12 protein-coding genes are annotated in these 12237 nt (G+C 44.0%); 4 read left to right on the top strand and 8 right to left on the bottom strand.

Translation table 11 applies throughout. The features are described 5' to 3' along the window. Nucleotides 1-12: 12 nt before the first annotated feature. On the bottom strand, nucleotides 13-2175 hold the full coding sequence (locus J4N23_RS18405; RefSeq protein WP_242689286.1) for a transglycosylase domain-containing protein: 2163 nt from the start codon (nucleotides 2173-2175) through the stop codon (nucleotides 13-15). A 119-nt stretch (nucleotides 2176-2294) separates the two neighbouring features. On the opposite strand from J4N23_RS18405, the gene J4N23_RS18400 reads away from it, so the two are divergent. The 3 genes from J4N23_RS18400 to J4N23_RS18390 all read left to right on the top strand — a co-directional run bounded on the left by J4N23_RS18400 (nucleotide 2295) and on the right by J4N23_RS18390 (nucleotide 4436). Then, nucleotides 2295-3374, top strand: coding sequence for an Mrp/NBP35 family ATP-binding protein (locus J4N23_RS18400; RefSeq protein WP_207429302.1), 1080 nt, complete (start codon nucleotides 2295-2297; stop codon nucleotides 3372-3374). Between the two features lie 34 nt (nucleotides 3375-3408). After that, nucleotides 3409-3687 carry a NifU family protein gene (locus tag J4N23_RS18395; protein ID WP_207429301.1) on the top strand — a complete coding sequence of 93 codons (279 nt, stop codon included), beginning with the start codon at nucleotides 3409-3411 and terminating at the stop codon, nucleotides 3685-3687. A gap of 110 nt (nucleotides 3688-3797) precedes the next feature. Further along, complete coding sequence (locus J4N23_RS18390) at nucleotides 3798-4436, top strand: hypothetical protein (RefSeq protein ID WP_207429300.1); 639 nt, start codon at nucleotides 3798-3800, stop codon at nucleotides 4434-4436. Here the strand turns inward: J4N23_RS18390 and def are convergent, their stop codons facing one another. The 7 genes from def to J4N23_RS18355 form a co-directional block, all read right to left on the bottom strand. Continuing rightward, nucleotides 4437-5000 carry a peptide deformylase gene (gene def / locus J4N23_RS18385; protein WP_207429299.1) on the bottom strand — a complete coding sequence of 188 codons (564 nt, stop codon included), beginning with the start codon at nucleotides 4998-5000 and terminating at the stop codon, nucleotides 4437-4439. Between the two features lie 45 nt (nucleotides 5001-5045). After that, a complete protein-coding gene (locus J4N23_RS18380; RefSeq protein WP_207429298.1) occupies nucleotides 5046-6281 on the bottom strand; it encodes a pitrilysin family protein in 1236 nt (411 codons plus the stop codon). 32 nt (nucleotides 6282-6313) lie between these two features. Further along, nucleotides 6314-6940: a peptide-methionine (S)-S-oxide reductase MsrA gene (msrA, locus tag J4N23_RS18375; RefSeq protein ID WP_207429297.1), complete on the bottom strand. Its 627-nt coding sequence runs from the start codon at nucleotides 6938-6940 to the stop codon at nucleotides 6314-6316. Nucleotides 6941-7017: 77 nt separating this feature from the next. Beyond that, complete coding sequence (locus J4N23_RS18370; RefSeq protein ID WP_207429296.1) at nucleotides 7018-8556, bottom strand: YifB family Mg chelatase-like AAA ATPase; 1539 nt, start codon at nucleotides 8554-8556, stop codon at nucleotides 7018-7020. Nucleotides 8557-8642: 86 nt separating this feature from the next. Next, nucleotides 8643-9125, bottom strand: coding sequence for a gliding motility lipoprotein GldH (locus tag J4N23_RS18365; protein WP_207429295.1), 483 nt, complete (start codon nucleotides 9123-9125; stop codon nucleotides 8643-8645). Then, nucleotides 9115-10473, bottom strand: a complete 1359-nt coding sequence (locus tag J4N23_RS18360) for a regulatory iron-sulfur-containing complex subunit RicT (RefSeq protein WP_207429294.1) — start codon at nucleotides 10471-10473, stop codon at nucleotides 9115-9117. Before J4N23_RS18360 ends, J4N23_RS18365 begins: the two co-directional genes overlap by 11 nt. Continuing rightward, entirely contained in the window at nucleotides 10474-11619 is a 1146-nt protein-coding gene (locus J4N23_RS18355; RefSeq protein ID WP_207429293.1) for an ATP-binding protein, read from the bottom strand. Between the two features lie 106 nt (nucleotides 11620-11725). On the opposite strand from J4N23_RS18355, the gene ruvX reads away from it, so the two are divergent. Continuing rightward, entirely contained in the window at nucleotides 11726-12145 is a 420-nt protein-coding gene (ruvX, locus tag J4N23_RS18350) for a Holliday junction resolvase RuvX (protein WP_207429353.1), read from the top strand. Nucleotides 12146-12237: the final 92 nt, after the last annotated feature.

Here is a 12237-nt window from a genome sequence, read left to right as displayed (position 1 = left end):
AGGTATATTTTTTTACCCTCTGTTTCTGCGTTCTTCCCGCTCTCTGCGCCTTTGTTCACGCCGTTCCCGCCTGCGCTCGGCCGGGGTGTCACCAGTATCGGCTTTTAACTTATCTATGTCTTCCACTCGGATAGTGTCACGTTTTCTACCTCCTAAAAGTCTTTGTAAAAAAGTCTGATTGTTCCGTTCTACAATGTCACTGTCTTCTTCATACAGGAGTGAGTCAGTTACGGTTGTATCTGTAGGGGTGTAGCGTCGTAGGCTTTCTTTTAGTCGCACACCATAGAACCCGTAGGCATTTGTGTCTCTCGCAATCATTCCACGGCGGGCCATCAGGTTTCCAATTAATCTGAAGTACCCTCTTAAACTGGTTCGAAGGCTTCCATCTCCCTCAAAGAAGTATAAGCCTTTTTTCGGTCGGGGGACAATATTTGCGAGGAAAATACTTTCGCCTATGCTAAGGTCTGAAGGATGTTTCCCAAAGTAGTGCCTTGCCGCTTCGCCAATGCCGTAAACATTCTGCCCCCACTCAATGAGGTTCAGATATACTTCAAACATCCGATGTTTAGTGGATACGTTGTTGTTTTCAATGAGCCACACGATCAATATTTCCTCAATCTTACGTGCCATTGTTTTTTGCCTGTTCAGGAACACGTTTTTCACCAGTTGCATCGAGATGGTGCTTCCTCCCCGTTTGAAAGCTTTTTCTTTGAAATTAGTGGCAATAGACCGGGTAAAGGCTTTTTCAACGAATCCTCTGTGGCTAAAGAAGGACGGATCCTCAGCAGTTAAAACTGCATTTCTTAAGTGTGGCGATATTTGATTCAACGGCGTATAATCTGGATTAGCGGGCCCGATAATAATATCCCGCATAGGTCTTCCATATTCATAAGGGGTATATACAAAAGGGCCGTTTATTTTTGCCAGGTTCGTACGGCCAAATTGCAAAATCCTGAAGTTCTTTTTCTGCAGGGAGGAGTTGAAGCGAACTCCGTCAGGATTGCTGGAATCCAAATAGAAGTCCATTTGATATTTCAAGCTGCCTGCTACTTTGATGCCTTCTAACGATTCAAATAAGCCGACCGGAAATGAGTTGAATAGCTCCTGAGCATCCATTTCATCGGTCCGGAGCTTCAATTCATATATCTTCTTGGGCGCGCGAGTATATTTTATGAAGGGATAAGCTTTGATTTTTTTTAAGTAGATCACTGATGAGCTGTCCACCGCCATATAATTCTCACCAATTAAAAAATTCGCGTCAATAGCCCCGTCAGGAACGATAATGTCATTCGCCGCAATTCTCTTATGGTTAAGCAGTAAGTTTTTGACCGCCACATAGCTGTCGATTCTAAACTTGTCGCCACTTCTTTTGGCTTCCTTCAGGCTCGTATAAGCAGTGTCGAAATTCAGTTTTAATCCGAATTTTCGTTCCAGCACCGGTAGCTCTACCTTTTTGTTTTCTGCATAAAGTTTAAAATCCAGGTGCTCCTCGTCCGGGTCGACATTTCCGTCTACATGCCATACTGATTCGTTGTTATTAATTTGAATTCTGGAGCGAAGTTCACTGTTCTCAATAGTCGCCAGCGGGGTGAAGAAACGAAGGCTGTCGTCGTCGTGCCGGATAAATACCTGGAAGTTTTTCACCTCCATGTCGTCAGGGATCTTATCCAGGATTTGGTTGACCAGCTTGTTCACCACCTCGGCGAGGTCAGCGCGGGATCCGGTTTTGGTGCTGTCTCTTTTCTTTTTGAAGAGAAAGTCATAGTTTCTTATGCTATCCTGCTTTATCAGCTGAACTTTTCCCTCCTTGATCCTTAGATCTGACAATTTCACATCACCAAAGAGAAGAGGGAAGAAGCTGATCCCCACATGCATGTCATTGATGTGTACCAAACTATCCCGATTTTCCGGCACGACGGAGATATCAGTGAAAGCAACAGAAGTAAGACCCTCAAAACGGGGATTGCTTATTTTGACGTCTAGATCATAATCTCGTTTCGCCTTGTTGACTGCCTTGGCTACCATCGCCTTCAAGATGGCTTCTCTCTTGGAGTAAGCTATGGCACCGCCAATTATGGCAGCAATGAATAGGCAGATGACAGTGATACCAGCAATTTTTAAATATTTTCGAGGGACCTTGAACTTCGCTTTCACTCTATATAGTCTATACTTCAAGCTTTTGAAACGCTAAAAGCGGAGGTTTTATTTCCGCAGTGTAAATATCTGTAAAATCACTTTGCAAACAAGTAGTTTGGCTGCCAGTTTCATAAATTTGCAATCTGAATTAAAGTAAGATGATTACTAAAGAACAAGTATTGAAGGCGCTTAGTCATGTAGAAGAGCCGGACCTTAAAAAGGACCTGGTGACTTTGAACATGATCGAAGATATACACATCGAAGGGAACAAAATCAGCTTCTCTGTAGTATTAACAACCCCGGCATGCCCCTTGAAAGGCCTGATAGAAAATGCCTGTCGCAATGCGATAGCTCATTTTATAAGTCAGGATGCAGAAGTGGAAGTACGCATGACCTCGAGGGTTACTTCGCAGCAAAATAAGCCTCTGAGTAACATCAGAAATATAATAGTAGTAGCTTCTGGCAAGGGAGGAGTTGGGAAGTCAACCGTATCTGCGAATCTTGCCTTGGGACTATCAAAAAAAGGCGCCCGGGTGGGTTTAATTGATGCCGATATCTACGGGCCTTCTATTCCAATTATGTTCGGTCTGGAAGATGCGCGGCCGCTAGCTAGCCAAACAGCCGACGGAAGGACAAGGATAGAGCCAGTGGAGAAGTTTGGGATAAAGATTCTTTCTATTGGATTTTTTACCGACCCTAATCAGCCTATTCCCTGGCGGGGTCCTATGGCCTCGAATGCAGTGAAACAGCTGTTCAACGATGCTGAATGGGGCGAGTTGGATTATCTGGTGGTGGATCTGCCTCCTGGAACGGGAGATATCCATATTACCTTAACACAAGGTTATCCTGTTGCTGGAGCCGTGATTGTAACCACGCCTCAAAATGTAGCGCTTTCTGATGCAAGAAAGGGTATCGGAATGTTTTTGATGGAGTCGATCAATGTTCCTCTTCTGGGCGTTGTAGAGAATATGTCATATTTCAGTCCTGCCGAGCTGCCGGAGAACAAGTATTATATCTTTGGTGAAGGCGGAGGAAAATCACTGGCAGAGCAGTTTGATGCGCCCTTTCTCGGTGAGATTCCGTTAGTGAAGAGTATCAGCGAGGCCGGTGACGCCGGTGTTCCTGTTGTTTTAAGCGACAGCAACCCCATGGCTGCAGCCTTTCTGGAGGTAGCAGAGCGAGTGGCGCAGCAGGTTTCTATCCAGAATGCGAAGTCACCAGGGATGGCGGTTTCCTAGTTTTTTACTAATTTTATAAAAATTGATTGTCGATATGGATTTGTTGCAAAAAGTGGAGGGCGCGCTAGATACGATCAGGCCTTACCTTGAAGCAGACGGTGGAAACGTTTCAGTGGAAGAAATTACTTCAGATAATATAGTGAAACTTAGATTGTTGGGTGCTTGTGGTTCTTGCCCAATGAGCATCATGACGATGAAGGCAGGGATTGAGCAGGCAATTAAGAAAGCCGTACCCGAAGTAGAAGGCGTAGAGGCTGTTAATCTTACTGACATTGATGATCCTAACGCTGTATTGCCTGAGAATCTAAAATAATAGATTGTAAAATAATGTATAAAGCGATGGCGTTAGTGTAATGCAATCGCTTTTTTTGTATTTAACAGTATTTAACAAGCATCTAGCATAATTATTGGTAGGTTTAATCGATGAAACATATACTGACAATATTAGTCATTCTACTCACAGCCGGTTTCGCGCAGGGACAGGATAGGGACCTCGTGCAGTTCTCGGGGGTGATTTATAACGTAGATTCTAATGTTGTGGTTCCCTATGTAACAGTTACGAACAAGTCTGCCCGTAATAAGGTGTTCTCTGCCAATCATCAGGGTTATTTTTCTTTTGTAGCCCACGAGGGTGATACCATCGTCTTTAGCGCGGTTGGTTATCGCAGGGAAGCATTAGTTATTCCTCAGGATGTTCAGGACAGGAAGTACACTGTGATTGTTAAGATGCAGGCAGTTGTAGTAAATTTGCCGACTGTTCGCGTGCTGCCCTGGACTAGTATTGACGAGTTCAACAGGGAGTTTATGGCAATGAAAATAGCAGATGACGATTTGGAGATTGCCAAGAAGAACGTAGCCAGAACTTCCATATTAGCAATGTCACGCAGCCTGCCAAGGGATGCGCAGGAAATTGGGAATATTAACTTTCAGAATAACCACGTCGCCTTAACAAATAGGAACTTCAATCAGCGGGCTAGCAACCCCTTACTTAATCCCCTTGCCTGGGGTGCCTTTATTAAGCAGATTTTAGAAGGCGATAAGAGTCGCTCGGGCAATAATTAATTAGCGCTTTTTCGCGGCAGTTGGGAATTTCATCCGGTAAGGAACCTTTATAGATCCTCTTGAAATAGAGTCGAGTTTGCTTTTTATCATTGCCTTCCGAAGCGGGCCGAGCTTGTCAATAAATAATTTGCCTTCTATATGGTCGTATTCATGTTGGATAACTCTACCAGCTAAGCCCGAGTAGGTTTCCTGGTGGTGTTGCCAGTTCTCGTCGTAATAAGATATGGTAACATGTTCAGGGCGTTTTATGTCTTCCCGGATATCAGGAATGCTTAAGCAACCCTCGTTAAAACTCCAAAGGTCTCCGGTTTCCTCCACGATAGTGGGATTGATGAATACCTTCTTAAAATCCTGGAATTCCGGTTCGTCTTTATCTGTGATATCAATAACGAACAAGCGAATAGAAAGTCCTATCTGAGGCGCAGCAAGGCCAACACCACTGGCATTATACATGGTATCGAACATGTTTTCAATCAAGTCAGAAAGATTGGGGTAATCTTCTGAAATCTCTGCCGCTCTTTTTTTCAACACCGGATCCCCGTACGCTACAATAGGTAATTTCATAATGCAAAATTAAAACTTTAAGTGGGATGAGTTAAACTCAAATTTTTATTCCTCGTCAGCTGGTTGAAAAAGAAGTGTCGTGAGCTTGGCGGGCTCAAGAATTTCGTTTGATATTTCGAGTACCTGATCCTCGGTTACTGCATTTATTTTATCAAAAACTTCTTCAAGCGTGTCCACCCTGTTAAAGTCAATCAAGCTCTTGGTCATCGCAATAATCAAGCTCAACTTATTCTCTTCACCCAATGCAATTTGGCCAATAAATTTTTGCTTAGCGCGATGAAGGCTGGTAGCAGTTAAACGCTGTTCTCTGAGTCTTCGTAATTCTTTATGCGTTAAAGACAGCGCTTTTTCAACCTTCTCTACATCTGTACCGAAATAGATGGAGAAGATGCCAGTGTCACTCAGGGGGGTGTAATTTGATTCGATAGTGTAGGCAATCCCGTACTTTTCCCGTATTTCCAGGTTCAGCCGCGATGTCATTCCTGTGCCGCCCAGGATGTTATTCATCAGCAAGAGCCCAGCCTTATTCTTATCGTGAATTGAATAAGCCGGACTACCGATGATGCAGTGGCTCTGGGAGATTGGCTTTTCCTCCTTTTTTTGACGGGCTTGATAGCTTAGCATCAGCTGGCGCTTTTTTATTGGCTTGTTTGCCGGCACCTGCCCGAACAACTTATTAAACAAATTACAAAGTTTTTTGTAATCGTAGCTTCCTATAACTCCGACTACAATTTCTTCCGTGTTATAGTTAGATGCAAGGAAGTGAAGGATGTCAGTTTGTTCCAGAGCTTTGACCGTTTCTTCTGTTCCTAAAATGTTTCTTCCCAACTCGTGACCTGCAAATAGTAAATCTTCAAAGTCATCTTGAATAGCTTCTTCCGGCTGATCCTGGTATGAGGCGATTTCATCTAGAATAACACTTTTCTCTTTAGCCATCTCGTTGAGCGGGAACGTGGAATGAAAAACCAGATCTTCAAAAAGATCGAGTGCCCGTTCCAGGTGGGGATTTAAGAAAGAGGCGTGGATACACGTATACTCCTTAGTTGTGTATGCGTTCAAGTCTCCGCCCACAGATTCCAGTCGATTTAAAATCTGATTGGTATTCCGCTTCGCTGTCTGTTTAAAAAGCAGATGCTCGATAAAGTGCGCCAGTCCGTCTTTTCCAGATTCTTCATCCCGGGATCCCGCATTTACAATGATGCATGCATGGGTGATGGTAGATGGAAAGGGTTTATATAATAATCTGATGCCATTCGGCAAGGTGTGTACCTGATAATCCATTAAGCTGCAAATCTACTAATAAGCTTTCGTTATTAGTTTTTTAGCTTCAACTTACAGGTCCTTTTAAAGCTTTGGAAGCGAGGCATTGATACGTTTCGTACGTAAGACTCGTTAGGATTCTGCGACACGTAATTCTGGTGATATTCTTCTGCCCGATAGAATTGCTTTAGTGGCGCTACTTCTGTAACGATTGGGTTTTTGAAAGCAGGGGTCCACTTCATTATAGCTTTCCGGATGAGCTCCTGTTCTGCCGCTGTCTTATAGAAGATAGCTGAACGGTAGGACGAGCCGACATCAGGGCCCTGTCTGTTTTTTGTGGTTGGATCATGTGAGCCAAAGAAAGCGTCGAGGAGTTGGGTGTAAGAAACCTTTTTTGGATCATAGTATACGAGTACGGTCTCCGCATGCCCGGTGGTTTCAGTGCACACTTGTTCGTAAGTAGGATTCTTCGTCCTACCCCCCGCATAGCCTGAAACAGCTGAATCTACTCCTGCAATTTCTTCGAAGATATGCTCAGTGCACCAAAAGCAGCCCTCTGCAAAGGCTGCAACTGCCTTACCTGTTGGAGCTACAGCCTTAACGGTAGTAGATTTTTGCTGCCCGGCCAGGTTGCAGGACAAAAACAAGATCGAGAGCAGGATGAGCGAAAGATATTTCAAGGTGTTCTTATTAAATTGATAGATGCTATAATAACGTGAAAATGGCCAACATATTGGATTGTTTCAAAGCTTTGAGCTTATCCTGCCCAGCCTTCCCGGTCCAGGCTCCGATAGTGAATTGCTTCAGCCAGATGCTCTATTTTTATATCCTCAGAAGCATCCAGGTCAGCAATAGTTCTTGCTACTTTCAATATTCGATCGTAAGCACGGGCGGATAATCCCAGACGTTCCATTGCTTTCTTCAGTAAGTTTTGCCCGGTTTCATTAATCTTGCAGATTTCTCTTACTTTTTTTGGGCTCATCTGGGCATTACAGTATACCTCTGTCTGTTCCTGAAACCGATTTGTTTGGATTTCCCTTGCTTTGATTACTCTTTGCCGGATCATATCACTAGCCTCTGCTTTACGATCTGATGCTAGTTCATTAAAATTGACAGGTGTTACTTCGACATGCAAGTCAATTCGGTCCAGTAACGGACCAGAAACTTTACTTAGATAGCGCTGCACCACTCCCGGGCCGCATAAACATTCCTTTTCAGGATGATTGTAAAAGCCGCAGGGGCAGGGGTTCATGGAGGCTACCAGCATAAAGCTCGCAGGGTAATCCACGGTAAAGCGGGCTCTCGAAATAGTCACTCTTCTTTCCTCCAGCGGCTGGCGCATCACTTCCAGTACGGTTCGCTTAAACTCCGGAAGCTCATCGAGGAACAGTACTCCGTTATGGGCTAACGAAATTTCCCCCGGCTGTGGATGTCCTCCTCCGCCAACCAAAGCTACATCGCTGATAGTATGGTGCGGGGATCGGAAGGGCCTGACCGTCATTAGAGAATCGGAAGCTGCTAATTTCCCTGCAACTGAATGGATTTTGGTGGTTTCCAGTGCTTCATACAGGTTCAAAGGAGGGAGTATGGTCGGAAGTCTTTTCGCTAACATCGTTTTTCCTGCTCCGGGAGGACCGATCAATATTACGTTATGGCCTCCCGCTGCTGCAATCTCAAGCGCTCGCTTGATGTTTTCCTGTCCTTTTACGTCAGCAAAATTACTTTCATAGTTATTGATGTTATTAAAGAACTCGTCTCTTGTATCAACGATTGTTCGCTCCAGCGACTTTTTCCCGTTGAAAAAACCTATTACTTCGGTAAGATTTTCGACGCCGTAAACTTCCAGATCACTTACAATTGCAGCTTCCCTGGCATTTGCTTTCGGTAAAATCAACCCTTTAAAGTTTTCTTTTTTCGCCTGAATTGATATGGGAAGTGCGCCCTTAATTGGCTGTATATCCCCATTAAGAGAAATTTCGCCAAGAATTAAATACTTGTCTAGCAGATCGCTTTCGATCTGGCAGGATTCGGCAAGAATCCCAATGGCGATGGCAAGGTCGTATGACGAACCTTCTTTTCGAATGTCGGCCGGAGCAAGGTTAACCACAATTTTTTGGCGGGGCATCCGGTAGCCGGAATTATTGATCGCACTCTCCACCCGCAGCATGCTCTCGCTTACCGCTTTGTCCGGCAATCCTACAATAAAGTATTTTGTTCCGCTGCTGATATGTACTTCAATGGTGATAGTAGTGGCCTCTATCCCATAAACTGCGCTACCAAAGGTTTTAACTGGCATCGTAATAAGGTTTTATCGAAGATAAAAGAAAAAGATGAGGCTAGAAAATTTCCTCAAAAAATGGCTGGGGAGAGAAATACAGGTGTTTATTGGGCTGGCTCGACTCTTAAGCCGACATCGTTGACTTCCCGCAAAGGGTTATCCCTCATGTTCTGTTCGAATTCAAAAATATAAGTTCCCGGAGCCGGGAACTTATATTTTTCTCTTATAGGCAATTGGTAGGAGTAGAGGTTTCCTGAACCGCTCCCCAACCATTCCCCATCAGGGTATGCCAGCTGGAATTCTCTTCTTTCTGTAGCTCGTTTTTTATCAGGGGCAACCTGATGAACGAGAACATAGATGTTTGAATATTTGTAATCGGCTGTATGCCGAAGATTGAGGTAGACATTGTAAAGCTTGTCAGCGTCTTCAACCTTCACCGGAATAGAAACCTTGTTTATGTAAGACCAGTTCCTGTCGCTTAACTCTTTACTTGTGTCGATAACAGCGTTATCCTTACAGGAAGATAATCCTGCAGCTAGCAGGCAGGTAAGAATAAAAGTGTTAAAAGCAAAAAGTTTATTCTTCATTGGCCTTCGGCTTATTGTTGTTTTTGTGCCTTCTCTGGTGATTTCTGTTCCCACCCGGCTTTCTATTATTTTGTTGCTGATTGTTGCTATTTGTGCCGTTTACCTGCTGTTTTTCCTGATTTTGTCTGGGAGGATTTCCTGCTGGCCTTGGCCTTCCGTCTTTTACCGGTGCGTTAACCTCTTTAACCGGCACAGCTGCTTCGGCCTTTGGCTTATTCTTGTTATTTCGTTTTTTCTTACGCTTGTTAGTCTTTTCATCAAGCCTGGTGATGCTGTCTTGCCCCACTACGTTTTCGTAGTCAAGAATTTTAGCTACCTGGGCCGGCGCCAACTCAACCGCTTCATCTTTCAGGTCTTCAGGTTTAACACCTTCTCGGTTCATTTGTTGTATTTCCCTCACCCGGTCAATTTCCAGCGGAATCCAGGACTCTTCGTTTGGATAACTGAACCACATCAACTTTTTGAAGATATCGGTTTTCTGCAGTCTGGCCCACCCTTTCTCTGTTTCCAATCTGTCTACGTCATCTGGAATATCCTTCAGCGCATCCATATAAGTATCCAGCTCGTAGTTTAAGCAACATTTGAGCTTGCCACATTGGCCGGCTAATTTTAAGGTGTTTAAGGATAGATTCTGATACCTGGCAGCCGAAGTAGAGACTGTTTTGAAGTCGGTCAACCACGTTGAGCAGCACAATTCGCGGCCACAGGATCCAATTCCGCCGAGGCGGCTTGCCTCCTGGCGCATACCGATCTGCCGCATCTCAATCCGTATACGGAAAGATTCGGCCATCTTTTTTATAAGTTCCCGGAAGTCAACGCGTCCCTCTGCAGTATAATAGAAAGTAGCTTTGGTTTTATCACCCTGGTAGTCCACGTCGCTTAGTTTCATCGATAGCCCTAAGTTGAGTGCGAGGGTACGAGCTTTGTGCATCGTCTCCCATTCCAGGTCTTTTGCGGCTTTCCATTTGTCAACATCTGCCGGCGTCGCTTTACGGAGTATTTTTTTAACAATGTCTTCCATTTTGAGGTGCTTCTTTTTGATTTGCATCCTCACTAGTTCGCCCGTAAGAGAAATATGTCCGACATCGTAGCCCCCAGTGGGTGTTTCCACTACTACCAGTTCCCCGTTTTCAACGTAAAGGTTCTCATGGTTGATGTAAAAATCCTTGCGTGAGCCTTTGAACTTTACTTCAACAATATTGAAAGGTTTATAATTTGATGGCATGTCCATATGGGCAAGCCAGTCGTATACATCTAGTTTGCTGCAACCGTTAGTAAGGCACGAGCCATTACTTTTGCAGCCTGCAGGCGTACATCCGCCGCCTGAAGAACATGATCCACATCCCATTTAATTTAGTATATATTGAGTCCCTTTCGGGAGCGTATTGTATTTTAAAATTTTAATAAACTGCAAAGATACATCTAAAAATAAGATTTTAGCGTTTGCATTCCTCTCTATATGGTAGTGAGCTTTTTCAAGCTCGTTAATTATCGCTTCCGCCTTTGCCGAATTAATCGTGCGGCTAAAGTTTACAGCAAAGAGTTTTTCATTGTCGGGCAAGTTCACCAATGCTTCTGCTCCGGCCAAAACCATCAATACCTCCCGCATTAGCTTCATGCCGTAACGCAGAAAGTTTTTCTGATTCTCCCGGCCCATCTTTGCTGCATTTTCCGCAAACTCGATAGTAAGGAGTCCTCTGTTGGTAAAGCACATTCTCAACCAATCGGAAAAAAGGCCGAAGTTATTGCCGCTTTCTTCCTTGCTGAGATTAATAGCTGACTGTATGTTCCCTTCGCTTAAATAAGCAATTCTCAGCGCCGCATCTTCCTGCATGTGGTACCGATGCATCAGGTAACCTGCCACATCATTATTGCTAAGCCGTTGAACTTTCACTAACTGAGTACGAGAAAGTATGGTGTTTAGTATCTGATCCTGATTTTGAGCTACCAGTAAGAACAGCGTTTTTTGAGGAGGCTCTTCAATAATCTTTAAAAGCGTATTTCCTTCTTTGTCCAGATATTCCGGGAGCCACATGATCAATACTTTGTATTCAGACTCAAAAGGTTTTAAACTGAGTTTTTTAATGATCTGGTGACACTCCGCTATATTGATGTTGGCTTGTTTATTCTCAGCATCCAACTGATTACGCCACTCGTCTAAGCTCAGATACGGGTTCGATAGAAAAATTCCCCGCCATTCTTCTATAAACGAGAGGGCTGTATCTTCTTTATGTTTAGCAAAAAAGGGGTAGGAGAAGTGAAGATCCGGGTGAATTAGTCGGTTATATTTTCTGCAAGAACTGCATTCGCCACAGCTATCATCTTCCTTCCTGTTTTCGCAGGATATGTATTGGGCATAGGCGACGGCAAGCGCCAGGCTTCCAGATCCTTCAGGGCCTAAAAATAATTGGGCATGACTTATCCTGTTCTCCTTCACACTTTGAATCAAGTGTTGCTTTACCTCCTGTTGTCCAACTATTTCGCTGAAATGCATGAGGTGCAAAATAATAAATAGAAGTGAGATATATACTTTTGGGACGAAGAACTTACACTACTTTTGCATTCTTAAGCTTCTTTTACAAAGCAAAAACACGATGAGTATGCGGATAATGGCATTTGATTTTGGGACAAAACGAATTGGGGTAGCTGTTACAGATCCGCTGCAGATTATTGCCAATGGGCTTACTACGGTGCATCCAAAAGACATTGTGGAGTTTCTGAAAAAATACCTGACCACCGAACAGGTAGAAAGGTTTGTGGTGGGAGAGCCACGGCAAATGGACGGTTCAGTCTCTCAGTCCGCCCCTCATGTAAAAGGCTTCATCACCATCCTGAAAAAAAATTTCCCTGGTATACCGATAGAAACTATAGACGAAAGATTTACCTCAAAGATGGCCTCGGCCGTGATCGCTCAAAGCGGTCTAAAGAAAGCTGACCGGCAAAAAAAGGAGTTGGTAGACACCATATCTGCTACGATCATCCTGCAATCTTACCTGGAAAAAAGGAGCTTTCTCAGCTAGTTTTCGCCCTGACTCGGAAATTCCGGTTAAACCTTTGGCCAAACAAAAGCTCCAAGTTTTTCGTTCATTTGCGAACGTGAGAGAGTTTTAGA

This window comes from Pedobacter sp. SYSU D00535, from assembly GCF_017355855.1.
Lineage (GTDB): Bacteria > Bacteroidota > Bacteroidia > Sphingobacteriales > Sphingobacteriaceae > Desertivirga.
This window is presented reverse-complemented; position numbering and strand designations above follow the sequence as displayed.